At 68.0% G+C, this 25,951-nt stretch carries 15 protein-coding genes and 3 rRNA genes; 12 read left to right on the forward strand and 6 right to left on the reverse strand.

Going from position 1 to position 25,951, the window contains the following annotated elements:
• The first annotated feature begins 34 nt into the window (after nucleotides 1-34).
• Nucleotides 35-895: a hypothetical protein gene (locus tag ACFMQL_RS22680; protein WP_378786934.1), complete on the forward strand. Its 861-nt coding sequence runs from the start codon at nucleotides 35-37 to the stop codon at nucleotides 893-895.
• 629 nt (nucleotides 896-1,524) lie between these two features.
• A complete protein-coding gene (locus ACFMQL_RS22685) occupies nucleotides 1,525-2,157 on the forward strand; it encodes a helix-turn-helix domain-containing protein (RefSeq protein WP_378786936.1) in 633 nt (210 codons plus the stop codon).
• A 4-nt stretch (nucleotides 2,158-2,161) separates the two neighbouring features.
• Here the strand turns inward: ACFMQL_RS22685 and ACFMQL_RS22690 are convergent, their stop codons facing one another.
• A complete protein-coding gene (locus ACFMQL_RS22690) occupies nucleotides 2,162-3,211 on the reverse strand; it encodes an AI-2E family transporter (protein WP_378786938.1) in 1,050 nt (349 codons plus the stop codon).
• Nucleotides 3,212-3,694: 483 nt separating this feature from the next.
• Here ACFMQL_RS22690 and ACFMQL_RS22695 point away from each other — a divergent pair.
• The 5 genes from ACFMQL_RS22695 (at nucleotide 3,695) to ACFMQL_RS22715 (ending at nucleotide 12,990) form a co-directional block, all read left to right on the forward strand.
• Nucleotides 3,695-5,218: ribosomal RNA gene (locus ACFMQL_RS22695) — 16S ribosomal RNA — on the forward strand.
• 306 nt (nucleotides 5,219-5,524) lie between these two features.
• Nucleotides 5,525-8,633: ribosomal RNA gene (locus tag ACFMQL_RS22700) — 23S ribosomal RNA — on the forward strand.
• Nucleotides 8,634-8,697: 64 nt separating this feature from the next.
• Nucleotides 8,698-8,814 (forward strand): 5S ribosomal RNA (gene rrf, locus ACFMQL_RS22705).
• The 16S, 23S and 5S rRNA genes sit together here, the layout of an rRNA operon.
• A 980-nt stretch (nucleotides 8,815-9,794) precedes the next feature.
• The gene (locus ACFMQL_RS22710) at nucleotides 9,795-12,023 is read left to right on the forward strand and encodes a tetratricopeptide repeat protein (protein WP_378786940.1); all 2,229 of its coding nucleotides are present in this window, start codon (nucleotides 9,795-9,797) and stop codon (nucleotides 12,021-12,023) included.
• A gap of 274 nt (nucleotides 12,024-12,297) precedes the next feature.
• The gene (locus ACFMQL_RS22715; RefSeq protein WP_378786942.1) at nucleotides 12,298-12,990 is read left to right on the forward strand and encodes a DUF6348 family protein; all 693 of its coding nucleotides are present in this window, start codon (nucleotides 12,298-12,300) and stop codon (nucleotides 12,988-12,990) included.
• 55 nt (nucleotides 12,991-13,045) lie between these two features.
• Here the strand turns inward: ACFMQL_RS22715 and ACFMQL_RS22720 are convergent, their stop codons facing one another.
• The gene (locus ACFMQL_RS22720) at nucleotides 13,046-14,515 is read right to left on the reverse strand and encodes a phosphodiester glycosidase family protein (protein ID WP_364070810.1); all 1,470 of its coding nucleotides are present in this window, start codon (nucleotides 14,513-14,515) and stop codon (nucleotides 13,046-13,048) included.
• Between the two features lie 257 nt (nucleotides 14,516-14,772).
• Here ACFMQL_RS22720 and trpS point away from each other — a divergent pair, with 257 nt between their 5' ends.
• Nucleotides 14,773-15,735, forward strand: a complete 963-nt coding sequence (gene trpS / locus ACFMQL_RS22725; RefSeq protein ID WP_364070813.1) for a tryptophan--tRNA ligase — start codon at nucleotides 14,773-14,775, stop codon at nucleotides 15,733-15,735.
• A gap of 96 nt (nucleotides 15,736-15,831) precedes the next feature.
• On the opposite strand, the gene ACFMQL_RS22730 is transcribed toward trpS, so the two are convergent.
• The 3 genes from ACFMQL_RS22730 to ACFMQL_RS22740 form a co-directional block, all read right to left on the reverse strand.
• Complete coding sequence (locus tag ACFMQL_RS22730; RefSeq protein ID WP_364070816.1) at nucleotides 15,832-17,445, reverse strand: PucR family transcriptional regulator ligand-binding domain-containing protein; 1,614 nt, start codon at nucleotides 17,443-17,445, stop codon at nucleotides 15,832-15,834.
• A gap of 66 nt (nucleotides 17,446-17,511) precedes the next feature.
• The gene (locus tag ACFMQL_RS22735) at nucleotides 17,512-19,140 is read right to left on the reverse strand and encodes an AMP-binding protein (RefSeq protein WP_364070819.1); all 1,629 of its coding nucleotides are present in this window, start codon (nucleotides 19,138-19,140) and stop codon (nucleotides 17,512-17,514) included.
• Between the two features lie 12 nt (nucleotides 19,141-19,152).
• Nucleotides 19,153-19,851 carry a TetR/AcrR family transcriptional regulator C-terminal domain-containing protein gene (locus tag ACFMQL_RS22740; protein ID WP_364070821.1) on the reverse strand — a complete coding sequence of 233 codons (699 nt, stop codon included), beginning with the start codon at nucleotides 19,849-19,851 and terminating at the stop codon, nucleotides 19,153-19,155.
• Nucleotides 19,852-19,906: 55 nt separating this feature from the next.
• Between ACFMQL_RS22740 and ACFMQL_RS22745 the strand changes: the two genes are divergently transcribed.
• From ACFMQL_RS22745 to ACFMQL_RS22760, 4 genes are all read left to right on the forward strand, one after another.
• Nucleotides 19,907-21,367, forward strand: a complete 1,461-nt coding sequence (locus ACFMQL_RS22745; protein ID WP_364070824.1) for an MFS transporter — start codon at nucleotides 19,907-19,909, stop codon at nucleotides 21,365-21,367.
• A gap of 93 nt (nucleotides 21,368-21,460) precedes the next feature.
• Nucleotides 21,461-22,741, forward strand: coding sequence for an aspartate aminotransferase family protein (locus ACFMQL_RS22750; protein WP_364070827.1), 1,281 nt, complete (start codon nucleotides 21,461-21,463; stop codon nucleotides 22,739-22,741).
• Nucleotides 22,741-24,258 carry a CoA-acylating methylmalonate-semialdehyde dehydrogenase gene (locus tag ACFMQL_RS22755; RefSeq protein WP_364070830.1) on the forward strand — a complete coding sequence of 506 codons (1,518 nt, stop codon included), beginning with the start codon at nucleotides 22,741-22,743 and terminating at the stop codon, nucleotides 24,256-24,258. Before ACFMQL_RS22750 ends, ACFMQL_RS22755 begins: the two co-directional genes overlap by 1 nt.
• A gap of 97 nt (nucleotides 24,259-24,355) precedes the next feature.
• Nucleotides 24,356-25,522 carry an extracellular solute-binding protein gene (locus ACFMQL_RS22760; RefSeq protein ID WP_378786947.1) on the forward strand — a complete coding sequence of 389 codons (1,167 nt, stop codon included), beginning with the start codon at nucleotides 24,356-24,358 and terminating at the stop codon, nucleotides 25,520-25,522.
• A 138-nt stretch (nucleotides 25,523-25,660) separates the two neighbouring features.
• Here ACFMQL_RS22760 and ACFMQL_RS22765 read toward each other — a convergent pair whose 3' ends face one another.
• Nucleotides 25,661-25,912 carry a hypothetical protein gene (locus tag ACFMQL_RS22765; RefSeq protein WP_364070835.1) on the reverse strand — a complete coding sequence of 84 codons (252 nt, stop codon included), beginning with the start codon at nucleotides 25,910-25,912 and terminating at the stop codon, nucleotides 25,661-25,663.
• Nucleotides 25,913-25,951 lie beyond the last annotated feature (39 nt).

Genomic DNA, 25,951 nt, shown 5'->3' on the forward strand with positions numbered 1-25,951 from the left:
CGTTAGCGTCGGAGGTCCACGACAGGAGGCCCTCATGGACGTACTCGACCGTGCCGAGCACTACCTGCTGCACCACGGACGCCTCATCGACAGGCTGCGCTTCCAGGCGCTCTTCCGAGGCGGCCCGCGCGAGCCGGTGCTGCACGCACTGCGCGCCTACCAGAACCCCGACGGCGGCTTCGGCCACGCGCTCGAACCCGACCTGCGCGGGGCGGCCAGCCAGCCGGAACCCGTCGAGGTGGCACTGTGGATCCTGGACGAGCTGGACGCCTTCGACTCGCCGATGGTGCCCGCCGCCTGCGACTACCTCGCCTCCGTGACCACGCCCGACGGCGGGGTGCCCTGGGTGCTGCCGACTGTCCGCGACGCGCCGCACGCCCCCTGGTGGCAGACGGACGACGACCCGCCCGGCGCCCTCGTGCCCACCGCGCCGATCGCGGGACTGCTGCACAAACACGGCATCACGCATCCGTGGCTGGACGGGGCCACCGCGTTCTGCTGGGCGCGGCTCGCCGACCTCAAAGAGCCCGGTCCGTACGACGCCATGGCCGTGCTGGCCTTCCTGAGCCACGTCCCCGACCGGGAACGCGCGCTTGCCGAGTTCGACCGGCTGCGCGACACCCTCCTCGGCACCGTCACCTACGACCTGTCCGCGCCCGGCCACGTCCACCACCCGCTCGACTTCGCGCCCCGCCCGTCGCCGCTGCCGCTCTTTTCCCAAGACCTGCTGGACGCCCACCTCGACGCGCTGCTCGCCGCCCAGTCAGAAGAAGGCGGCTGGGGGGCGAACTGGCCGATGTGGACGCCGCTGGTCGAGCATGAGTGGGGCGGTTACATCACCGTCCAGCGGCTCAGGACGCTGCAGGCGTACGGGAGGCTGGCCGATCTGCCGTAAGGCGATCTGTCGGAGGGGCGGCGTACGTTGGAGGCATGTACGCCGAACGGCCGCCGTCACCGGGCCTCGCGGGGCGCCTCGCCTGCGAGTGGCTCCGCACCAGCGACACGCTGGATGCCGCCGCCTCCGGCGCTCCGGCCTCTGGCCCCGTCGCCTGCGGCGTTTCGTCCTCTGACCTCGTCGTCTCCGACGTCTCCGACGTCTCCGACGTCTCCGACGCCTCCGACGCCTCCGACGCCTTCGCGCATGATGCCCTGGCTCTCGGCACTTCCGCTTCCTCCGGCGTTTCCTCCCCGGCCCGCGCGGCGGAGGGCGTTGGCTCGGCCGTCCTGGCACTTGCGGGCGGCGACGCGTGGCGAGAGGTGGGCGCGGCGGGCGGGGACGCGCGGCGAGGGGTGAGCGCGGCGGCGGTCGGTGACGCTCGGCAGGCGGTTGCGGCTGTCGCGGGCCGGTCAGTTCGGCAGGCGTCCCCCTCCCGAGAGGGCGAGCGCGTGGGCCGCGCGCAGTCCGGCGCACGGGCAGCAGGGGAAACAGGAGAACAGTCCCGTGCACAGGACGCCACGAGAGCCGCGGATCGGTTCGGCGCACAAGGCCCAGCCGGAGCAGGGGAGGGCACGGAAGCCGAGACCGTGCTCGTGGTGCCCGATGCCTGCGTCGATCTGATCTGGGGCGACGACGGGCCGTTCGTGGCGGGCCCTGACACCGGGCCCATACCGGCCACCATCGGGACGGGCGAGATCCTCATCGGGGTGCGGTTCAGGCCGGGCGCGGTCGGCGCGTTCTTCGGCGTACCGCTCGCCGACCTGCTCGACAGCCGCGTACCGCTGGCGGACCTGCCAGGCGGTCACGCCTTCATTCGCGAGCTGACCGACGGCCCCATCGACACCGCACAGGCGCGGCTGCATGCCCTGCGTGCGGCCGTCCAGCGCCGCCTGCTCGATCCCGATTGCGGGCACGCAGGCCAGGATCTGGACCCGGCCGCTCCCGCCATCGCGGAAGGGCTGCGCCAGGGGAAGGCGGTCAGCGAGGTCGCCTGGTCGCTCGGCTTCAGCGAGCGCCAGCTACGCCGCCGCAGCGTGGCGGCGTTCGGCTATTCGCCCAAGACGCTCCAGCGCATCGTCCGCTTCCAGCACGCGCTCCGCCTGGCCCGCGCCGGCCTGCCGCTGGCCCAGGTCGCCGCCACGGCCGGCTACACCGACCAGGCCCACATGGCCAACGACGTGCGGCGGCTGAGCGGCGGACCGATGAGGGGCCTTCTTTAGGCCCTCACTTCTTCCCCGACACCGGCCGTTTTCCGGAAACGAGCCCCTGCACCCATTTCGCGCTCGGGTCGCTGTCAATCAGCAACGCCCGTGTCAGCAGGCTCAGCGGAATGGCGAGAATCGCACCGAGCGGCCCGAGCACGAAAGTCCACACGATCAGCGAGATGAACGTCATCGTCGTGGAAAGCCCAACGGCGTCACCCAGGAATTTCGGCAGAATGAACGACTGCGTGACGACGTTGATGACGATGTACGCGCCGATGACCAGCAGCATCGTCCGCACCCCGCCGTCCAGCAGGGCGAGCATGGCCGGCGGCAGCAGGCTGATCACGAAACCGATGTTGGGGATGTAATTGGCGATCAGCGCCAGCACGCCCCACAGCAGCGGCAGCGGCACGTCCAACAATGACAGTGCGATCATGTCGAGAATCGCGTTGATCAACCCGAAGACGGTGGAGACGATCAGATAACGCCGGGTCTTGTGCGCGAACGTGGCCAGCGCCGTCACCATGTGCGGCCGGTTTCCCTCGCCCGCGGTGAGCACTTTCGAGGTGACCGGAGCGTCGAGCGACATCGCCAGCAGCAGCACCACGATGAGGAAGAGCGCCGACAGCACGCCGATCAGGCTGCCGAGCAGGACCTGCACCAGCTCCAGCACCCTGCCGGGGTCGAACGCCTGCAACGCCCTGTTCAGCACGTCGGTCCCCACGCCGTGCTCCGAGGCCCAGCGCTGAGCGTCGGCCACGAGCTGCTGGAACTGGTCGGTGTACGTGGGCAGCAGGTAGGCGAGCTGGGTGGCCGAGATGGTGACGATGCCGACCATGGCGAGCAGTATCAGGACGACGATGGCGAAGGGCACGGCGACCTGGAGCCAGGTCGGGGCGTGCCGGCGGGCCAGCCAGCCGCGTACCGGGGAGACCGCGATGACGAGCACGAGCGCCAGTACCACGGGGCCGGCGATGGAGGAGACCTCGCGGATGCCGAAGAGCACGATCACCCCGGCGGCCAGGCCGACCAGGATGATCACCGCCCGGGGCACGGATTGATCAAGCACGCCCCGTACTTACCCGTGACGCAGGGGCGCACCGCCGATTTGACGGTTCCGGGAGGCGTACATAGAGTTCACCAGTCCCAAGGGAACGGCGGTGATCGCCGGACTCACTCGGGGACCACCTCCTAAGAGATCACCACTCCGGTGACACGTGCGCGTGCACTCGGAACGGCTGGTAACTTAGAGGGGTTGTCTCCGAAAGGGGACGCGGCTTAATTCTTGGCAAGTCGTTCGAGTCGGGTCAATTTGACAGGGCTCGGGGCGGCTGAAAAGATTAAGACACAACAAAACGAACGGAGTGAACGCCTCCGCCGCCGGGATCGCGGATGTGGTTTCGGTCGGGGATGTACGCGTCCGTTTCTTGAGAACTCAACAGTGTGTTAAAAGCCAGTGCATGATGCATTACCCCGTCATGTTTCCATGACGTGGATTCCTTTTAGTTGGCATCAATGTTGTTGATGCCGGCTGGGATTGTTTTCCAGACATTGTTTGGAGAGTTTGATCCTGGCTCAGGACGAACGCTGGCGGCGTGCTTAACACATGCAAGTCGAGCGGAAAGGCCCCTTCGGGGGTACTCGAGCGGCGAACGGGTGAGTAACACGTGAGCAACCTGCCCCTGACTCTGGGATAAGCCTGGGAAACTGGGTCTAATACCGGATACGACCACCGATCGCATGGTCTGGTGGTGGAAAGTTTTTTCGGTTGGGGATGGGCTCGCGGCCTATCAGCTTGTTGGTGGGGTAGTGGCCTACCAAGGCGACGACGGGTAGCCGGCCTGAGAGGGCGACCGGCCACACTGGGACTGAGACACGGCCCAGACTCCTACGGGAGGCAGCAGTGGGGAATATTGCGCAATGGGCGGAAGCCTGACGCAGCGACGCCGCGTGGGGGATGACGGCCTTCGGGTTGTAAACCTCTTTCAGCAGGGACGAAGTTGACGTGTACCTGCAGAAGAAGCGCCGGCTGAACTACGTGCCAGCAGCCGCGGTAATACGTAGGGCGCAAGCGTTGTCCGGAATTATTGGGCGTAAAGAGCTCGTAGGTGGCTGGTCGCGTCTGCCGTGAAAGCCCGCAGCTTAACTGCGGGTCTGCGGTGGATACGGGCCGGCTAGAGGTAGGTAGGGGCAAGTGGAATTCCTGGTGTAGCGGTGAAATGCGCAGATATCAGGAGGAACACCGGTGGCGAAGGCGGCTTGCTGGGCCTTACCTGACGCTGAGGAGCGAAAGCGTGGGGAGCGAACAGGATTAGATACCCTGGTAGTCCACGCTGTAAACGTTGGGCGCTAGGTGTGGGGGTCTTCCACGATCTCCGTGCCGGAGCTAACGCATTAAGCGCCCCGCCTGGGGAGTACGGCCGCAAGGCTAAAACTCAAAGGAATTGACGGGGGCCCGCACAAGCGGCGGAGCATGTTGCTTAATTCGACGCAACGCGAAGAACCTTACCAAGGTTTGACATCACCCGGACCGCCTCAGAGATGGGGTTTCCCTTTTGGGCTGGGTGACAGGTGGTGCATGGCTGTCGTCAGCTCGTGTCGTGAGATGTTGGGTTAAGTCCCGCAACGAGCGCAACCCTTGCTCCATGTTGCCAGCAACCTCTTCGGAGGGTTGGGGACTCATGGGGGACTGCCGGGGTCAACTCGGAGGAAGGTGGGGATGACGTCAAGTCATCATGCCCCTTATGTCTTGGGCTGCAAACATGCTACAATGGCCGGTACAGAGGGCTGCGATACCGTGAGGTGGAGCGAATCCCTAAAAGCCGGTCTCAGTTCGGATTGGGGTCTGCAACTCGACCCCATGAAGTCGGAGTCGCTAGTAATCGCAGATCAGCAATGCTGCGGTGAATACGTTCCCGGGCCTTGTACACACCGCCCGTCACGTCACGAAAGTCGGCAACACCCGAAGCCCGTGGCCCAACCCTTGTGGGGGGAGCGGTCGAAGGTGGGGCTGGCGATTGGGACGAAGTCGTAACAAGGTAGCCGTACCGGAAGGTGCGGCTGGATCACCTCCTTTCTAAGGAGCCTTTTCACCTTGCATCACCGTTCGTGTGGTGGGGTGACAGCTCACTAGTGGAGCACTGGTTATTCAGGTTTGCCGGGTTGTCGGCGTGCTAGTACCGCCCATCCTCTAAGGGGGCTGGGAGTGGGAACGGGCGTGCGGGGGCTCGGGGAGCTTGGGCACACTGTTGGGTCCTGAGGAAACGGGCGACCGGTTCCTTGGAGACAGGGCCAGCGAACATCGTCGGTGTTGTGCTGATGGTGGGGTCTGGAGTCGCTGTTTGTTGTTTGAGATTTGCATAGTGGACGCGAGCATCTTTGTGGCCAAGTTTTTTAGGGCACACGGTGGATGCCTTGGCATCAGGAGCCGATGAAGGACGTGGGAGGCTGCGATAAGCCTCGGGGAGTCGCCAACCAGACGTTGATCCGGGGATGTCCGAATGGGGAAACCTAGCACCAGTCATGTGGTGTTGCCTCCGCCTGAATGTATAGGGCGGTTGGTGGTAACGCGGGGAAGTGAAACATCTCAGTACCCGTAGGAAGAGAAAACAATAGTGATTCCGTGAGTAGTGGTGAGCGAAAGCGGATGAGGCTAAACCGGGCGTGTGTGATAGCCGGCAGGCGTTGCATGTTCGGGGTTGTGGGACCTTCCGGTGGCTTCTGCCGGAGCCACGAGCAGTGATAAATCCGTCTGATAGCTGAAGCCTCTGGGAAGGGGCGCCGTAGACCGTGAGAGCCGGGTAGGCGAAATTGGATGGACTGTTGGAGGGGATCCCAAGTAGCACGGGGCTCGAGGAATCCTGTGTGAATCTGCCAGGACCACCTGGTAAGCCTAAATACTCCCTGGTGACCGATAGTGCACGAGTACCGTGAGGGAAAGGTGAAAAGTGCCCCGGTGAGGGGTTGTGAAAGAGTACCTGAAACCGTGTGCCTACAAGCCGTAGGAGCTTAGCTGGGCTTGCTCAGCTGTGATGTGACTGCGTGCCTTTTGAAGAATGAGCCTGCGAGTTATGGTGTGTGGCGAGGTTAACCCGTGTGGGGGAGCCGTAGCGAAAGCGAGTCTGAAGAGGGCGTTTGAGTCGCATGCTGTAGACCCGAAGCGGGGTGATCTACGCATGGGCAGGTTGAAGCTCAGGTAAGACTGGGTGGAGGACCGAACCCACCAGGGTTGAAAACCTGGGGGATGATCTGTGTGTAGGGGTGAAAGGCCAATCAAACTCCGTGATAGCTGGTTCTCCCCGAAATGCATTTAGGTGCAGCGTTGCGTGTTTCTTGCCGGAGGTAGAGCACTGGATGGCCGATGGGCCCGACAAGGTTACTGACGTCAGCCAAACTCCGAATGCCGGTAAGTGAGAGCGTGGCAGTGAGACTGCGGGCGATAAGGTTCGTAGTCGAGAGGGAAACAGCCCAGATCACCGACTAAGGCCCCTAAGCGTGTGCTAAGTGGGAAAGGATGTGGAGTCGCAGAGACAACCAGGAGGTTGGCTTAGAAGCAGCCATCCTTGAAAGAGTGCGTAATAGCTCACTGGTCAAGTGATTCTGCGCCGACAATGTAGCGGGGCTCAAGCACACCGCCGAAGTCGTGGCACTGACAGGATCTTCGGGTTCTGTTGGTGGGTAGGGGAGCGTCGTGCAGCCGGTGAAGCAGCAGAGTGATCTAGTTGTGGAGGCTGTGCGAGTGAGAATGCAGGCATGAGTAGCGAATCGAGGGTGAGAAACCCTCGCGCCGGATGACCAAGGGTTCCTGGGCCAGGTTAATCCGCCCAGGGTAAGTCGGGACCTAAGGCGAGGCCGACAGGCGTAGTCGATGGACAACGGGTTGATATTCCCGTACCCGCTTCAACGCGCCCATACTGAACCCCTTGATACTAAGAGTCCTTAAGTCCCTCGGTCCTTCGGGATTGGGGTGAGGCTGAACGCTCGGCCTGATTGGGTAGTAGGTAAACGATGGGGTGACGCAGGAAGGTAGTCCAGCCCAGGCGATGGTTGTCCTGGGGTAAGCATGTAGGGCGGAACGTAGGCAAATCCGCGTTCCTTTTGCCTGAGATGTGATGCCGAGCCGATTGTGGTGAAGTGGATGATCCTATGCTGCCGAGAAAAGCCTCTAGTGAGTGTTGTGGCGGCCCGTACCCTAAACCGACTCAGGTGGTCAGGTAGAGAATACTAAGGCGATCGGGTGAACTGTGGTTAAGGAACTCGGCAAATTGCCCCCGTAACTTCGGGAGAAGGGGGACCTCTGCTGGTGATGGCACTTGCTGCTGGAGCTGGTGGGGGTCGCAGTGGCCAGGGGGAAGCGACTGTTTACTAAAAACACAGGTCCGTGCGAAGTCGTAAGACGATGTATACGGACTGACGCCTGCCCGGTGCCGGAACGTTAAGGGGACCGCTTAGCTGACGTAAGTTGGCGAAGGTGAGAACTTAAGCGCCGGTAAACGGCGGTGGTAACTATAACCATCCTAAGGTAGCGAAATTCCTTGTCGGGTAAGTTCCGACCTGCACGAATGGCGTAACGACTTCCCCGCTGTCTCAACCGCAGACCCGGCGAAATTGCACTACGAGTAAAGATGCTCGTTACGCGCAGCAGGACGGAAAGACCCCGGGACCTTCACTACAGCTTGACATTGGCGTTTGGAGCGTCTTGTGTAGGATAGGTGGGAGACTGGGAAGCTCGGACGCTAGTTCGGGTGGAGTCGTTGGTGAAATACCACTCTGGTCGTTTTGAACGTCTAACTCTGGTCCGTGATCCGGATCGGGGACAGTGTCTGGTGGGTAGTTTAACTGGGGCGGTTGCCTCCTAAAGGGTAACGGAGGCGCCCAAAGGTTCCCTCAGCCTGGTTGGCAATCAGGTGTTGAGTGTAAGTGCACAAGGGAGCTTGACTGTGAGACTGACGGGTCGAGCAGGAGCGAAAGCTGGGACTAGTGATCCGGCATCGGCGTGTGGAAGCGGTGTCGCTCAACGGCTAAAAGGTACCCCGGGGATAACAGGCTGATCTTCCCCAAGAGTCCATATCGACGGGATGGTTTGGCACCTCGATGTCGGCTCGTCGCATCCTGGGGCTGGAGTAGGTCCCAAGGGTTGGGCTGTTCGCCCATTAAAGCGGTACGCGAGCTGGGTTTAGAACGTCGCGAGACAGTTCGGTCCCTATCCGCTGCGCGCGTAGGAGACTTGAAAGGGGCTGTCCCTAGTACGAGAGGACCGGGACGGACGAACCTCTGGTGTGCCAGTTGTACCGCCAGGTGCACGGCTGGTTGGCTACGTTCGGAAGGGATAACCGCTGAAGGCATCTAAGCGGGAAGCTCGCCTTGAGATGAGGTCTCCCACCCACGTTGTGGGGTAAGGCTCCCGGGTGATGACCGGGTTGATAGGCCGGAGGTGGAAGCGCGGTAACGTGTGGAGCTGACCGGTACTAATAGGCCGAGGACTTGACCACAAAGCTTTTGCTCGCGTTCACTAGGCAATTCTGAGACAGCAAATGGTGTGCTGTTTCGTGGGGTTACGGCGGTTATGGCGGGAAGGAAACACCCGGTTACATTCCGAACCCGGAAGTTAAGCTTCTCAGCGCCGATGGTACTGCACTCGGGAGGGTGTGGGAGAGTAGGTCACCGCCGGACAATCTTTGATGAGAGGGGTCTTGGTATCTGGTTTCGGATACCAAGGCCCCTCTTTTTTGTGTGTGTTGGGGGTGGGGTTCTGGCATCTGTTGTGGTGTCGGAGCCCCTCTTTTGCATGCCTGGGCTTTTTTGTGTGTGCTGGTTTTTGTGTGGGGTGTGTGGTGGGGGTTTGTTTTGTGTGTCTCGGGTTTTTGGCTGGTGTGGGTGGGTCGGGGTTATTGGGTGGCCGGCGCTGGTGCTGGGTTGGTTGTTCGGTGTGTTTGTGGTGTTTGTGGCTGCGTGCCTGTGGTGTGTTTGTGGCCGTGGGTGTGTGGCCGGTGCGCGCGAGCGCGCGGGCGTGGGGCGTGGGGGCACGGGCTGGGCCGCTGTCGCGCCTCCGCCCCGCCCTCGTGGTCGGTTGCGTGCGTGTGTGGCTGGGTGGTTTCTCGGTGACGTGGTCGCCCAAAGCTGCCGCGGTCCGGCCTCATCTGCTGCTGGTGGGGGGCTGATGGCGGGCGCTTCGGGCGGGTCGATGGGAGCCCCATGAGGCTGCTCTGGGGCGGCTTGTGTCGCGCGAGGCTGTTCGGAAGCCGGGTTGGTGGTGTGGGGGTTCCGGGCGGTCGGGCTCGGCTGGCGTTCGAGGCTCTGTGGGTGTGGACGGCCTGCTCTCTACTAGTGAGGTGCTTCGGCTGTGTGGCGGCGAGGGCTGGGTTGCGCCGCTCGGGCCTGTGGGGTGGGGTGCGGCGGGGCTTGTGGGCGCTGCGGCGGGTTGGGGGCTTGGGCGGTCCTGATGGCCGGGACTCAAGGGCGATGGTTTGGGGTGGGGGCTGGGGGCGCTTTTCGGGCATGGTGGACTTCCGGTGGCGGGGGGCACGCGGCCCGGTCACTCTGGGTGTGTGACTCCTTCTCGCTCTTCGGACCGGGTATCGGCGCAGGTGAGGCGGCGGCGCCGGTGGATGCGCGTCCTTGCGTGGACGGTCGCACCGGTTGCGTGCACGCTCGTGCTCGCGGGGGTTGTGGACATCGTCGCCGGGATGTTCGGGACGCCCGGCAACCTGCTCGGGGTGCTGGACGAAATGGACAGCTTGCTCAGCATCGCCGTCGGGGGTGTGGGGTTGATGGTGGTGACGATGGTGGTCGTACGGGCGTCGAGAGGGGTGCGTGACGAGACAGCCGATTCATCCAGCGCCGTGGAACGTTCCATATCTGTCGAAGGGGACAATCCCGGCGTGGCGCTGACGGGGGACGGGGCGACCGCCGTGAACGTGGGGCGGGTGGACGTCGCGGGCGACGTACGGGTGGAGCCTCGGCCGCAGGTGCCGACGCGGCCGGTGCAGCTCGCACCCCGGACGCCCCTGCTGCTGGGCAGGGAGGAGGTGGTGGCCGAGGTCGGGCGGCGGTTGCGGCGAGGGCCGGGGCGGCCGTGCGTGGTGGTGATCTACGGGCTGGGCGGCGTCGGCAAGACGAGCGTGGCCGTCGAGTACGCCCACCGCCACCAGAACGACTACCGGCTCGTCTGGCAACTGCCGGCCACGGACGCGGCGGTGCTGTCGGTGGCGTTCGCCCGGCTGGCGGCGCTGCTCGGGGTGCGGGAGACGGAGGACCCGGCCGACCCGGTGGATCAGGTGCACGCGGCGCTGGCGGCGAGTCCCGAACCCTGGCTGCTCATCTTCGACAACGCGCCCGACGCGGACACGGTGCGGCGCTTCCTGCCACCGGCGGGACCGGGGCATGTGCTGGTCACCAGCAGGTCGGGAAGCTGGCCGCCGGAGCAGGGGCTGGAGTTGCCGGTGCTGGATCCGGATCCGGCGGTGGACCTGGTGCTGGCGCGGTCAGGGCAGGAGGACGCGGTGAGCGCCGCGGCGGTGGCGGTGGAGCTGGGCGCGCTGCCGCTGGCGCTGGAGCAGGCGGCGGCGTTCATGGCGGAGACGGGGCTGCGCCCTGCCGAGTACCTGGAGCTGCTGCACGACCAGCGGGCCGAGCTGCTGGGCCAGGGGCAGCCGTGGGGCTATCGGGAGCGGATCACGACGACGTGGCAGCTGTCGTTCGACAACCTGGCGCGGACCAGCCCGCAGGCGATCGCGCTGCTGCGGGTGCTGTCCTGCTGCTCGCACGAGCCGATCCCGTACCAGCTGCTGCTGTCGCCGCTGGACGGACGGGCGCCGCGCGAGGTGCTCGCGGCCGATGTGCGGCGGCAGCGTGCGTACGGGCGGCTGCCGGGCAGGCGGCTGCGGCGGGTACGCGAGCTGCGGCCCTGGCTGAGTGCGGTGATGGCGTTGCAGGAGCTGCCGAGCGACCCGCTGGCCGTGAACGCGGCGGTGAGCGCGCTGCGCGGGCACAGCCTGATCAGCCACCCGGCGGACGGCATGGCGTCGGTGCACCGGCTGGTGCAGGCCGTCACCCTTGACCGGTTGCCGCCGCAGGAGCAGCAGCGGTGGCGGGACGTGGCCGCCATGCTCCTGGAGTCGGTGCTGCCCGATGACCCGGCCGACCCCGCCGGCTGGCCACGGTACGCCGAGCTGCTGCCGCACATCCTGACCGTGCTCACGCCGATGTCGGCCGGGACCGGCAAGACGGCGCAGTACCTGGGGGCCAGCGGCGACTACCGGACGGCCCGGGCGCTGTACGAGGAGATCGGCGAGGCGCTCGCGGGACGGCTGGGCCCGGAGCATCCGTCCACGCTGACCGCCCGCCACGAGCTGGCCCGCTGGACCGGCGAGCTGGGTGACGCGGCGGCGGCCCGGCGGCAGTACGCGAACCTGCTGGCGATCCGGCAGCGGGTGTCGGGTGCCGAGCATCCCGATACGTTGACGGTGCGGCATGAGTTGGCGCGGTGGACGGGTGAGTTGGGGGATGTGGTGGCGGCCAGGGACATGTATGCGGGGTTGCTGGTGGTTCGGGAGCGGGTGTCGGGTGCCGAGCATCCTGACACGTTGACCGTCCGGCACGAGCTGGCCCGGTGGACGGGTGAGCTGGGCGATCCAGTGGCGGCGCGCGATCAGTACGCGGCCTTGCTCCCGGTACGCGAGCGGGTCTCCGGGTCCGAGCACCCCGACACGCTCACCGCCCGCGCCAACCTGGCCTACTGGATTGGGCGGGCGGGCGATCCCGCTGCGGCGCGCGATCAGTACGCGGCGCTGCTGCCGATCAGGGAACGCGTGCTCGGTCCCGACCATCCGGCGACGCGGTCGACGAGGGAGCAGCTCGCGTACTGGACGGAACGGGCTTAGCGCCCAGCCGCCTCGACGTCGAACGGCCCAGTGGCGGCCTCCTCAGGTCACTGAGACGAACGGGGCCGGTAGCGGTGCCGGACTTGCCCGCACAGGCGAAGAACGGTCGAGCCCACACAGGCGAAGAAGCGGGCGAAGCGCGGCTCGGCGTTGGTGGAGATGCCGTTCATACCGCCACATACCGGTCATCACAGTCGATTGGTGCAAATGCGGAATAAGGCGATGGCCGCTAGCCTGGCTGCCGATCAAACGGACCCGATCGGAGGGACAGGGCATGGACGGTGGACGACCGGCGGACGACATGGTGCTCGGCCTGGTCGCCGACCAGCTCAGCGCCGCGATGGGCGCGCCTTGGGAGGTGCGTGACGGCATGGCCAAGGGGCCGGGCACGCTCGCGGTCGTGCTCGGGGCCGACCACACCGGCCACCCTTCCCACCTGGACCTCGACTTCGTGCTCAACGTCAACCGGCCGCGCGAGACCACGATCTCCGACTGCGTGACCGGCTACGGCTCCACCCCTGAGCAGGTCGCCGACCAGGCCGTGCGCATGTGGCTGGGCACGACCGGCAGCGCCGTGCTCGAACTCCTCGTCCAGGACGGCTCCCACGCCGTCCACTTCGCCCCCGGCGACCCCGGCGGGCTGCCCGGCTGGCATGTCATCCACGGCGGCATCAACGGCTGGGGCGTCGGTGATGAGCACGACGCCGTCCAGATGTGGGCCGTCCAGCACCCGCTGCTGCCTCACCTGGCGCCGGTGCTCAAGGGCACGTTCGACCGCGAGCTCCTGGTGGGCGTCAAGCTGGTCTTCGGCGGCGGCGAGGGCTCGGAGGTCGCGGAGGTCCGCGTCGGCGGGGTCGGGCACGAGGCGGCCTCGCGGGCGCTGGCCGAGCTCGACTGGCCGCGCCCGCAGCGCGGTTTCTCCTACGCTCGCACCTTCGCGCTGCTCGTCCACCCGGACGAGGACTGACCGGAGGACGCACAAAGGGACCCGCACGCGGTGGTGCGGGTCCTTGCGGCAACAGTCACTCGGGCAGGACCAGGAGGGCGTCGCCGACCGCGCGTTCCCGGCCGTCCGACGGACGGTTGACCACCTTCTTGCCGACCACCATGGCCGTCGAGCCGCCGCCGTCCAGGTTGATCGCCTGGGTGGCGCCGAGCCAGCGCATGAACTGGGCGGCCTCATGGAAGTTCGCGCCGACGCTCTCGCCGGGCCGGCGGCCGTCGATGGTGGCGAGGATGAGGCTGCCGTTGCGGGTCGTGCCGAGGAGGGTGCGCGGGTGGCGGCGCAGGATCATGTTGACCGAGTCGTGGCCGTCGCGCTTGGCGGTGATCTTCACCTTGCCGTTGCGGACCAGGCCGACGCCGCCGGCGATGACGTGCAGGTCGGGGGTGAGCTTGAGCGGCCGCCTGGTACGCAGGTCCACGACCTGCGTGACTATCTTGACGGTCCAGTTCTCCCAGGCGTGCTCGTTGACCCAGTCGGCGGCCAGGCCGTTGGCGTGCAGCACGCGCGTCCCTGCGGCGACGGCGGCACCGGAGGCGCGCAGGCCGATGACCTTGCCGTTCGCGTCGATGACCGCGTCGGTGCCGCCGGTGGGGGTCTTGGCGCCCCACTCCTCGGTGTAGAGGATCAGCTCGTCGGTGGCGGGAGCCCGGTTCACGCCGTTGACCTTGACCTTGGAGCCGTCCTGGGAGATGGCGGTGACGTCGGTCCGCAGCTCGGTGATCTTCGCGGTACGGCCCTTGAGCACGACCGCCGAGCGGCCGGGAACGGCCTCGCTCAGCAGCTTGCCGCCGACCACGGACGCGCCGACCGGCTCGCCGCGCAGCGCCTTGGCGGTGTGGATGTTGAAGAAGCCGCCGTTGACGCCGACGAGGGCCTTGCTCGCCTTGACCATGGACGAGACGGTCTCGCGCTTGGCGACGCTCCTGCCGAGCGAGGCGGCGTACGAGCCGCGGAACACCCGGGAGTCGATCATGACGACCTTGGCGCTCCACGGGCCGGTGGTCTGCAGCCCGTCGTCGCCGAGGTAGTCGACCTTGACCTTGAGCCCGGCCTCCTTCAGCTTCTTGGCGGCCTTCTCGGCCTTCTTCTTGTCTTTCAGCGGCCACATGCCGACGCGCACCATGTAGACGGTCTGCGAGGGCGCGTCGGCGACGCTCGGCCTGACGACCTCCTGCACGCTGGGCGTCTCACCGGCGGCTTCGACCTCGGCGGCCACGGCCTCGGCCGTGTGCTGCATGCCGTAGTCGCGTCCGCTGGGCATCAGGACGGTCAGCGTGTATCCGTCGGTGGCCTTGCCTGCCTGGACGTCGTACAGATCGATGCCCTTGGCCACGGCGGTCACCGTCTTGGTCGGTACGGGCCGCGCGCCCAGCGGGAACTTCGCCGACGGGAACCGTACCGTGCGCTGTTCCGCGTTGGCGGGCAGCGCCGTGAGGGTGATCGCGACGGCTAAAGCGAGGCCGCCTGCGAGGGTGCGTCGAGACATGAACTCTCCAGAGGGCGGTACAAGGGACCGCACCATACTGGCGAGATCAAACCCCGCAAGGCAGGCGAACACGCCAATTGGCTCAGGAAAATTACGAGATCCACACCGACCTCCGATATCCTGCGTACATGACTTGTTTCCGCATGTGGTGGCGGCCGAGAGACGGCCGCTGATTCGCCATGCGGGGGCCGTCCCAGAGACGGCCCGCCACCACGCAGGTCCTCTCCGGGACGGCATCGAGACCCAGGAGAGAGATCATGAACGACGTCGTTCTGACCGGTGACCGCCCGACAGGGCCGCTCCACCTCGGCCACTACTTCGGCTCCCTGGCCAACCGGGTCGAGCTGCAGGGCCGATATCCCATGTACGTGCTGGTCGCCGACTACCAGGTGATCACCGACCGCGACACCCCCGGTGAGATCCGGCGCAACACCACGGAGCTGGTGCTGGACTACCTCGCCGTCGGCATCGACCCCGCGCGGGCGGTGATCTTCCAGCACAGCGCGATCCCCGAGCTGAACCAGCTCCTGCTGCCCTTCCTGAGCCTGGTCTCGGTGGCGGAGCTGCAGCGCAACCCCACGGTGAAGGACGAGATCGCGCACAGCTCGCAGCGCGCGGTGAGCGGGCTGATGTTCACCTATCCGGTGCACCAGGCGGCCGACATCCTGTTCTGTAAGGGCACGCTGGTGCCGGTGGGCAAGGACCAGCTCCCGCACGTGGAGGTGACGCGGCTGGTGGCGCGGCGCTTCAACGAGCGCTACGGCCCGGTGTTCCCGCTCCCGCAGGCCCTGATGGGCGAGCAGCCGCTGCTCAAGGGGCTCGACGGCGGCAAGATGAGCAAGAGCAGGGGCAACGCCATCGCCCTGTCGGCCACCGAGGACGAGACCGCCGCTCTCATCCGCAAGGCCCGTACGGACTCCGACCGGCACATCACCTTCGACGAAGAGCGCCGCCCCGAGGTGGCCAACCTGCTCACGCTGGCCGGGCTGTGCCTGGGCCGCTCGCCGCGCGAGCTGGCCGAGGAGATCGGCGACCGCGGCGCGGCCGAGCTCAAGCGGGTGACCACGGAGGCGGTCAACGAGTTCCTGCGGCCGATCAGGAAGCGCCGGGCCGAGCTGGACGAAGGTGACGTGCGCCGGATCCTGGCCGAGGGCAACGAGCGGGCGCGCGAGCGCGCGGTGCGGACGCTGGAGGAGGTGCGCCAGGCCATGGGCTTCTGAAGGCACCGCCCGGATCGGCCCACCGACGGTTCGTCCCCCTCGGGCTCGCCGCCGTCGGCGGGCCGTCCATCCAGAGCGGGCCACCCGGCAAGCGCGTCAGCGGGCCTCTCGGCGGAACGACTCCAGGGCCAGCAGCGCCACGTGCAGCGACAGGCAGGACTCGACGTCGTCGAGGTCGGTGTCGAGGATGCGTTCCAGGCGGCGAAGCCGGTCGTAGAAGGCGGGCCTGGACAGGTGGGCCTTCTGGGCGGCGACCGCCTTGTTGCGCCCGCAGTCGAGGTAGATGCGCAGGATGCGGGTCAGGTCGCCGCCGCGCTGCGCGTCGTGGGCGAGCAGCGGGCCCAGCTCGCGCTCGGCGAACGTCTGCAGCCGCGCGTCGTCGCGCAGCAGGTGGAGCAGGCCGCGCAGGCGCAGGTCGGGCAGGCGGTAGTAGGGGCGCCCGTCGGGCTGGCGGACCGCCACCTCGGCGACCTGCTCGGCTTCGAGGAAGCTGCGGCGTACGTCCTTGATGGACTCGACGACAGAGCCGGCCGCCAGCACGAACGCGGCGCCCGGACACAGCCCGCGCAGCCGCTCGGCCAGCGCGGTCAGCGCCGGCTCGGCCTGGGTGCGCGGCGGAAGAGGCAGCAGCACGCCGACGCGGTCCTGGTCGAGCGCGCCCACCAGGGCGGGCAGGCGGGCGTCGCGGCAGGCGGCGGCGGTGCATTCGGCCAGCTCGCCGAGCCGCGCCTGTCCGTCGAGCGCCTGGTCGATGTGCTCGGTGGGCCGGATGACCACGCTGATCAGCCGGCGCCCGGTGAGCGGCACGCCCACCGCGCGGGCGCGGGCGGCGGCCTCGTCGGGGTCGGCGTAGGCGTGGGTGAGGATGCCGGTGATGATCGTGCCGTGCGCCTGGCGTTCGAGCGACTCCTGGTGGCGCTCCAGCAGGCGGCCGAGGGCGAGCGTGGTGGCGGCGCGCTCGGCGAGCACCATGTCGCGCGGCGAGGGCTTGCTGTCGCAGAGCAGGATGAGCCGCCCCCAGTCCTGTCCGCGCGCGCCGACCGTGGTGACCAGCCAGCCGGAGGCCGGATCGTAGGCGGTGCGCTCGGCCGGCGCGACCGCCCGCGACCTGGTCTCCCACCCGGCCAGCAGCTCGCCGGCGTCGCGGCCGGCGGCCTCGCAGGCGAGCACCTGGTGCGCGAGGTTCTCCAGCAGCACGGGACGGCCGGACAGCCGGGCCACCTGCGCCAGCACCTCGGCGGGCGACGCGCCTTCGACCGACAGCTCGGTGAAGACCTCGTGCAGCTGCTCGGAGGCACGCAGCTCCTCGAGCTGGATGTCGATGATCCGGGAGTGGACCGATTCGGTGATCTGCACGAACGGCGTCTCCCTGGTGAGCACGATGACCGGCAGCCCGTGCTCCTCCGCCGCCTTGATCACCGCGCGCGGCAGCTCGCGGACGAACCTGCGGCCCAGCTCCACGACCAGCCCGGAGGCCCCGACAGAGGAAAGCTCGCCGATGTAGTCGGCGAGCTTCTCGGGGTCCTCGGGCAGGGCGACGCCCGTGGTGAGAACGAGCTCGCCGCCGCGTAGGAGATGAGCGATGTCGGCGATCTCGCCGACGTGCACCCACCGCACCTTGGTGTCGAGGCGGTCGGCGCCGGCGACTACGCGCGGGTTGCCCCGGCGCACGGTCTCCAGGGCGAGCACGTCGGCGATGGTGGGGAGCACGGGGCAGAGCCTAGCCGATCATCTTGTAAGAACGCCCACGGGGCACATGACACTTTGTCGCCCTTGTCATGGGTTGAGGTCTTCTTCGCGATATTCCCGGCGAGGTTCGCGTACGCGCAGCTCGACGCGGCGGATCTTGCCGGAGATCGTCTTCGGCAGGTCGTCGAACTCCAGCCGCCGCACCCGCTTGTACGGCGCCAGCTCCCTGCGGGAGTGCTCGAAGATCGACCTGGCGGTCTCCTCGGAGGGCTCGTAGCCGGGGGCCAGCAGGATGAACGCCTTCGGCACCGCCAGGCGCACCGGGTCGGGGGCGGGCACCACGGCGGCCTCGGCCACGGCCGGGTGCTCCAGCAGCACGCTCTCCAGCTCGAAGGGTGAGATGCGGTAGTCGGACGCCTTGAAGACGTCGTCGGTCCTGCCCACGTACGTGATGTAGCCGTCCGCGTCGCGGGTGGCGACGTCGCCGGTGTGGTAGTAGCCGCCGCGCATCGCATCACCCGATCCGCCGACATATCCGGACATGAGGCCGAGAGGGCGGCGGTCGTCCAGCGGCAGGCAGATCTCCCCGTCGTCGCCCGGCTCACCGGTGACCGGATCGAGCAGCACGACCTCGTAGCCGGGCAGCGGCCGCCCCATGGAGCCCGGCTTGACCTGCTCGCCCGGGGCGTTGCCGATCTGCGCCGTGGTCTCCGTCTGGCCGTAGCCGTCCCTGATCGTGATGCCCCACGCCTTGGCGACCTGGTCGATGATCTCGGGGTTGAGCGGCTCGCCCGCGGCCACGGCCGTGCGCAGCGGCAGCTTCCAGGCGGCGAGGTCCTCCTGGATGAGCATCCGCCACACCGTCGGCGGCGCGCAGAACGTGGTCACCCGCTCGTCGCGCAGCACTTCGAGCAGCGCGGGTGCGGAGAAACGGCGGTAGTCGTGGATGAGCACGGTCGCGCCGGCGTTCCAGGGGGCGAAGACGTTGCTCCAGGCGTGCTTGGCCCAGCCCGGCGAGGAGACGTTGAGGTGCACGTCGCCCGGCTTGATGCCGATCCAGTACATCGTGGACAGGTGGCCGGCGGGGTAGGAGGCGTGGGTGTGCTCGACCAGCTTCGGCTGTGAGGTGGTGCCGGAGGTGAAGTAGAGCAGCAGCGTGTCGCCCGCCTTGGTGGGCGCGTCGGGGGTGAAGCTCGTGCTCGCCTCGTACGCCTCGTGGTACGGCAGCCAGCCGAACGCGTCGCCCACGGCGATCTTCGTGTACTCGCCGGCCTCGAACTTGCCCGCGTCGGCGGCGTTCGCGATGACGTGGGACACCCCGCCGCGCCTGATGCGTTCGGCGACGTCCTTGGCGGTGAGCAGCGTGGTGGCCGGGATGATGACCGCGCCCAGCTTCATCGCGGCGAGCAGCGCCTCCCACAGCTCGGCCTGGTTGCCGAGCATGAGCAGGATCCGGTCGCCCCTGCGCACGCCCTGCTCGTGCAGCCAGTTGGCGACCTGGTTGGAGCGGGCCGACAGCTCGGCGAAGGTGTAGACGGCGCTGCTCTCGCCGACGATCTTGAGAGCGATGGTCTCGGGGGTCTCGGCGGCCAGCACCCCGTCGAACCAGTCGAGCGCCCAGTTGAACTCGGCCGGTCTCGGCCAGCGGAAGTCGCGCCTTGCGGTTTCGGGGTCGGCGGCGAGAAGGAAGTCGCGGGCGGCACGGAAATCGCTCATGCCGGGATACTGCTACGAGGCACGCCGCCGCTCAAGACCGTCGAGCAACGACACGAGCCCGAAGTCGAACGACAACCGGCGCACGGTGTCGGGATCGCCGTCGGCGAGCGTGTCGACGCCCTCCAGCATCTCGGGGTGCGCTGCGGCGGCCTCGCGCACGGTGTCGCGCATCTGCCCGATGTCCTTGTCGCCCATGCTGGTCCTCCAGGCGATCTCGGGGATCGTCATGCCGAACACGTACGCGGTGAGCGTGGAGCCGCAGAAGTCGATGTCCAGGCCCTGGAAGCCGGCGGCCTTGAAGATGCGGCGGATGCGGTCGCCGACCCGCATCGAGTTGGGCCCGAGCGCGGGCAGGCGGCCGATCAGGTCGGCCGACCACGGGTGGCGCAGGATCGTCGCGCGCATGCCGTAGGCCAGCGCGGAGACGGCGTCACGCCAGCCCACGTCGTCGGGGTCGGGCACGATGATCTCGCCCCACACCTGGTCGTAGGCGAGTTCGAGCAGCTCGTCCTTGTTGGCGACGTACCAGTAGAGGCTCGTGGCACCGGCGCCCAGCCGGGCGCCGAGCTTGCGCATGCTCAGGCCGCTCAGGCCCTCCTGGTCGAGCAGCTCGACGGCGGCGGCCACGATCTCCTCCCTGCTGCGCCCCGGGGCGGCGGCGCTCTTGCGGGGCTCGCGGAGCCAGACGGAGGAGAACGGCTTGCTGCTCATGGCCTAAGGATAAATCCACTCGCACACTGTGCGAGTACTGTCGTACAGTGTGCGAGTGAACTCGAACACTGTACGAGACCCGCGCCGCTGGTGGATTCTCGGCGCGCTCTGCCTGGCACTGCTCGTCCTGGTCATCGACAACACCGTCCTCAACCTGGCCATCCCGTCCCTCAACCAGGAGATGGGCGCGACGCCGTCGGACATCCAGTGGATCCTCGACGCGTACGTGCTGGCCTTCGCCGGCCTGCTGATCACCGCGGGCAGCCTGTCCGACAAGTACGGCCGCCGCCGCATGCTGATCATCGGCCTGGTGTTCTTCGGCGGCGCGTCCCTGCTCGCCGTGATCGTCACCGAGCCCTGGCAGCTCATCGTCGCCCGCTTCCTCATGGGCGTCGGCGGCTCGCTCGTCATGCCGTCCACGCTGTCGATCCTGATGACGGTCTTCGACGAGGCCGAGCGGCGCAAGGCGATGGCCGCCTGGAGTGCCGTGGCCCTGGTCGGCATGGTGTCGGGGCCCACCCTGGGCGGCCTGCTGCTGGAGAACTACTGGTGGGGCTCGATCTTCCTGCTGAACGTGCCGGTGGCGGCGGTCGCCATCGTGGCCGCCGTCGTCCTGATGCCCGAGAGCCGCAGCCCCGCCCGCAGGATCGACCCGGTCGGCGTGGTGCTGTCGATCGTCGGCCTGACCGCCGCCGTCTACGTGATCATCGAGCGGGAATGGAACATCCCGGTCATCGTGACAGCGGTGATCGCGCTGACCGCGTTCGTCATCTGGGAGCGCAGGCGGGACGAGCCGATGCTGCCGCTGCACCTGTTCGCCAGCCGCAACTTCAGCGGCGCGTCGTTCTCGATCCTGCTCATGTCCTTCGGCGCCGGCGCCGTGATGCTCATGCTGACCCAGTACCTGCAGTTCGTGCTGGGCTACGGCGAGATGCAGGCCGGGCTGGCCATGCTGCCGTATGCCGTCGCCGCCGCGATCTTCAACGGCGTGGGCGCCGGGCTCGGGCAGCGGCTGAGCAACCGGGCGCTCGTCGGCCTCGGCCTGATGCTGATGGCCGGCGGCTTCGTGGTGATGGCGCTGACCACCGGCTACCTGCCGCTGCTCACCGGCCTGGTGATCATGGGCATCGGCGGCGGACTGGCGGGACCGTCGGCGTACTCCTCGCTCATGGGCGCCATCCCCGTCCAGCACGCCGGGGTCGGCTCCGCGCTCAACGACACCGTGCAGCAGGTCGGCATGGCGCTCAGCATCGCGGTCCTGGGCAGCGTGCTGGCCGGGCGCTACACCTCCGAGATGCCCGCCGACCTGCCCGCGGTCGCCAGGGAGTCGATCGGCGGCGCGCACAGCGCCGGGTTCGCGGGCATCGCCAACGAGGCGTTCACCTCCGCCATGCACCTCGGCTCGTGGGTGGGCGCCGCGTTCTGCGTGGCCGCCGCCGTGCTCGCGGTCAGCGTGCTGCGCCCGGCGCCGCAGGCGACGGCTCCCGAGCCCGCCCAGGAGAGCAGCGCGGTCTGACGGCAGCGGGTTTGCATGGTGTAAGGCATTTTCTCGGCTAGGCGACACGTTGCACGTAGGAGGGCACCGGAACGGAAAGGGATACTCGACAACATGTCGGACCTACTCGCGCGCCATCGGGCAGTGATGCCCAACTGGCTGGCACTCAACTACAACGATCCCATCGAGATCGTCAGTGGCAAGGGCAACCGCGTCACCGACGCGAACGGCAAGAGCTACCTCGACTTCTTCGCCGGCATCCTGACCAACATGATCGGCTATGACGTCCCCGAGGTACGTGAGGCCGTCGAACGCCAGCTCGCCACCGGGGTCGTCCACACCAGTACGGTCTACCTGCTGCGCGGGCAGATCGAGCTGGCCGAGAAGATCGCGAGGCTGTCCGGCATCCCGAACGCCAAGGTGTTCTTCACCAACTCCGGCACCGAGGCCAACGAGACCGCGCTGCTGCTCGCCACGTACGCGCGCAAGAGCGACCAGGTGCTCGCCATGCGGCAGAGCTACCACGGGCGCAGCTTCGGCGCGATCAGCGTGACCTCCAACCGGTCGTGGAAGAACAACTCGCTCTCCCCGCTCAACGTGCACTTCCTGCACGGCACCGACAGGCACCTGGCCCAGTTCAGGGGCCTGTCGGACGCCGACTACATCAAGGCGTGCGTCGACGACCTGCGCCACGTCCTCGCCACCTCCGTCTCCAACGACGTGGCCGCGCTGATCGCCGAGCCGATCCAGGGCGTGGGCGGCTTCACGATGGCGCCCGACGGGCTGTTCGCCGCCTACAAGGAGGTGCTGGACGAGCAGGGCATCCTGTTCATCTCCGACGAGGTGCAGACCGGCTGGGGCCGGACCGGCAGCTCGTTCTGGGGCATCGGCAACCACGGGGTGACGCCCGACATGATGACGTTCGCCAAGGGGCTCGGCAACGGGTTCGCGGTGGGCGGCGTCGTGGCGCGCGGCGACCTCATGGACGCCCCCCACGCGGTGGGCCTGTCCACCTTCGGCGGCAACCCCATCGCCATGGCCGCCGCCAACGCCACCCTCGACTACGTGCTCGACCACGACCTCCAGGCCAACGCGGCGCGCACCGGCGAGATCATCATGAGCGGCCTGAAGGCCGCCGCCGAGCGCCTGACGGTGGTCAAGGAGGTGCGCGGCAAGGGACTGATGTTCGCCGTCGAGCTGGAGAGCCCCGAGCAGGCGGGCCGCTTCATGGAGCTGACCAAGCAGGCGGGCCTGCTGGCCGGCAAGGGCGGCCTGTACGGCACCGCCATCCGCATGGCGCCGCCGCTCACCCTCACCGTGGACGAGGCCACCGAGGGCCTGGGCATCATCGTCACCGCCCTGGAGACCATCGACGCGGAGGCGAAGGACCGGTGATGGCAGAGACCAAGCACGTCAAGCACTGGATCGGCGGGGCACTCGTCGAGGGCGACGACACGCGTACCGCCGAGATCTTCAACCCCGCCACCGGCGAGGTGAGCGGCCACGTCGCGCTGGCCTCCGTCGCCGACGTGGACGCCGCCGTCGCCGCCGCCGCGGCGGCCTTCCCCGCCTGGCGGGACGCCTCGCTCACCAAGCGCACGCAGGTGCTGTTCCGCTTCCGCGAGCTGATGAACGCCCACCGCGACGAGCTCGCCGCCCTCATCTCCTCCGAGCACGGCAAGGTGCACTCCGACGCGCTCGGCGAGGTGGCCCGCGGCCTGGAGGTCGTGGAGTTCGCCTGCGGCATCCCGCACCTGCTCAAGGGCGGCTTCTCCGAGGGCGTCTCGACCCGGGTCGACTCCTACTCGATCCGCCAGCCGCTGGGCGTGGTGGCCGGCATCACGCCGTTCAACTTCCCCGCCATGGTGCCGATGTGGATGTTCCCCATCGCGATCGCCTGCGGCAACGCGTTCGTGCTCAAGCCGTCGGAGCGCGACCCGTCGGCCTCGCTGCTCATGGCGCGGCTGTGGCAGGAGGCCGGCCTGCCCGACGGCGTGTTCAACGTCGTGCAGGGCGACAAGGTGAGCGTGGACCGGCTGCTCGAACACCCCGACGTGCGCGCGGTGTCGTTCGTCGGCTCCACCCCCATCGCCAAGTACGTCTACGAGACCGGCACCGCGCACGGCAAGCGCGTCCAGGCGCTCGGCGGCGCCAAGAACCACATGCTGGTGCTGCCGGACGCCGATCTCGACCTGGTGGCCGACTCGGCGGTATCCGCCGGGTTCGGCTCGGCGGGGGAGCGCTGCATGGCGATCTCCGTGGTGCTGGCCGTCGAGCCGATCGGCGACGAGCTGGTCGAGAAGATCGTCGAACGCGTGGGCAGGCTCGTGGTCGGCCCCGGCGACGACCCCAAGTCCGACATGGGGCCGCTGGTCACCGGGCCGCACCGCGACAAGGTGGTCTCCTACCTCGACCTCGGCGTCCAGGAGGGCGCCAAGCTGGTCGTGGACGGCCGCGAGACGCCCGTGCTCGGCGGCGGCAAGGCGGCCGAGACGCCCGGCTTCTGGCTCGGGCCGACCGTGCTCGACCACGTGCCCGTCGGGTCGCGCGTGCACACCGACGAGATCTTCGGCCCGGTGCTGTCGATCGTGCGCGTCTCGTCGTACGAGGAGGGCCTGAAGGTCATCAACAGCGGCCAATACGGCAACGGCACCGCCATCTTCACCAACGACGGCGGCGCGGCCCGGCGCTTCCAGAACGAGGTCGAGGTGGGCATGATCGGCATCAACGTGCCGATCCCGGTGCCCATGGCCTTCTACAGCTTCGGCGGCTGGAAGGCGTCGCTGTTCGGCGACACCCACGTCCACGGCACCGAGGGCGTGCACTTCTACACCCGCGGCAAGGTCGTCACCTCCCGCTGGCTCGACCCCTCGCACGGCGGCGTGAACCTGGGCTTCCCCACGAACGGGTAAGCGGCGCTCACCGGCGGGAGGAACGGCGCGTCCTCCCGCCCGCCTCCCCGGTAAGCTCCAGCACGACGGATGAGGGGGGACGACAAGGGGGGACATCGTGAACGGTCGTCGTACTTATGCCCTGGCGCTCGCCGTGACGGCGCTGGTCGCGGGCGTGGGCGCGACGGCCTCCACGGGCGTCACGGCAGGTACGGCCTCCGGGCAGCAGGCCGTACGGCCCAAGCCCACCCCCACCGCCAAGAGCAGCGCCACCCCCACGCCCACGCCGAGCGCCACCCAGCTCGACGGCACGCTGCAGATCCTCACCTACCGCGGCTACGCCGAGTACGGCGGCGTCAGCTCCCGGGTCAACTGGGTGGGCTCGTTCGAGCGGGAGACCGGCTGCCGCATCGCCAGGCTCGACATCGCGCAGACCGCGGAAGAGCTGGCCGCCCGGGTCGGCGACCGGCCCTACGACCTCGTCACGGCCGGTCCCGCGCTGGCCGCCGACCTGATCCAGCGCGGGCAGGCGCAGCCCATCGACCCGGCCAAGGTGAGCGGCTACAACGACCTCGACAAGCGGTTCCGCGACATGACCACCGTCTCCGGCAAGGTCTACGGGGTGCCGTACCTGTGGGCGTACGACGAGTTCGTCCGCGACCGCAACGCCGGGGGAGGGCTCGACGACGTGTTCTCCTCGACGCGGTCGGCGCTCAGGGACAGCCCGCTGACGATCGCCGCCGCCGCGCTGGCCGAGGGGGCGAAGGACCCGTACGAGCTGAGCGAGGCCGACCTGGACAAGGCGACGGCGCTGCTCGACCGCAACAAGGACCGCACCTACTGGCGCAACCCGATCGACCTGATCAAGGGGTTCGCCACGGGGGCGCTCGACTACGCCCAGGTCACCCCCTACTACCGGACGCTCCTGCAGAAGGCCGGGGTGCCGGTCGAGACCATCAAGACGCGCACGACGACCGGGTGGCTCGACTCCTGGATGCTCACCTCGTCCATGCCCGACACCACCTGCGCCTACCGGTGGCTCAACTGGGTGACCGCGGCCGACGCGCAGCGCGACGCCGCCGCGTGGACGGGCATGGCGCCCGCCAGTGAGAAGGCGTGCAAGGGGCGGGCCAGGGCGATGTGCAGGACGTACGGGATGGGCGACGGCAAGCGGCTCGATCGTGTGAAGTTCGCGGTGCGCCCGCCCGGTGATTGCCGCGCGGACGACGGGGAATGCACGGACTACGCCACCTGGGTCAAGCGGTGGCAGGAGCTCATGAAGTAGATGGGGCCGCTGCCCCAGCGGAAGGTGCCGCGGGCTCGCCCCGTTCTCGGCCGGGCGCGGCCCGCTCAGAGGTGCCCCAGGCCCTCCCCGCTGTTCCGGGGCGTTCTCGCCGCGCGTGCGGGCGATGGCCGCGCGCGTTCAGCGGGACGGGAAGGCCACGACGGTGGCCATGGGCGCGGGCACGAGGGCCTCGGCGCAGTCGGCGCACGCGAGGACGGGCGCGTCGTCGGGCAGGCGGCCCACCCGCACACGCGGGCGCGGCCATCTCTTGTGGCAGACGACGCAGGCGTCGCCGTCGCGCTGAGCCCAGGTCAGGCCCTCAGGATCGAAGGTCAGCATGTCCTGCGTCGCTCTGGTCGAACCCCAGTTCATCACGCTCCCACCAGCCATGGGACTCTCCGCATGTCGGAACCGTTATAACCCTGACTG

This window comes from Nonomuraea fastidiosa (assembly GCF_042751225.1).
Classification (GTDB): domain Bacteria; phylum Actinomycetota; class Actinomycetes; order Streptosporangiales; family Streptosporangiaceae; genus Nonomuraea; species Nonomuraea fastidiosa.

Coding starts and splice junctions, on each gene's coding strand:
- ACFMQL_RS22680 (WP_378786934.1), top strand. CDS start 35: ATGGACGTACTCGACCGTGCCGAGCACTACCTGCTGCACCACGGACGC.
- ACFMQL_RS22715 (WP_378786942.1), top strand. CDS start 12,298: ATGGACGGTGGACGACCGGCGGACGACATGGTGCTCGGCCTGGTCGCC.
- ACFMQL_RS22720 (WP_364070810.1), bottom strand. CDS start 14,515: ATGTCTCGACGCACCCTCGCAGGCGGCCTCGCTTTAGCCGTCGCGATC.
- trpS (WP_364070813.1), top strand. CDS start 14,773: ATGAACGACGTCGTTCTGACCGGTGACCGCCCGACAGGGCCGCTCCAC.
- ACFMQL_RS22735 (WP_364070819.1), bottom strand. CDS start 19,140: ATGAGCGATTTCCGTGCCGCCCGCGACTTCCTTCTCGCCGCCGACCCC.
- ACFMQL_RS22740 (WP_364070821.1), bottom strand. CDS start 19,851: ATGAGCAGCAAGCCGTTCTCCTCCGTCTGGCTCCGCGAGCCCCGCAAG.
- ACFMQL_RS22750 (WP_364070827.1), top strand. CDS start 21,461: ATGTCGGACCTACTCGCGCGCCATCGGGCAGTGATGCCCAACTGGCTG.
- ACFMQL_RS22755 (WP_364070830.1), top strand. CDS start 22,741: ATGGCAGAGACCAAGCACGTCAAGCACTGGATCGGCGGGGCACTCGTC.
- ACFMQL_RS22765 (WP_364070835.1), bottom strand. CDS start 25,912: ATGGCTGGTGGGAGCGTGATGAACTGGGGTTCGACCAGAGCGACGCAG.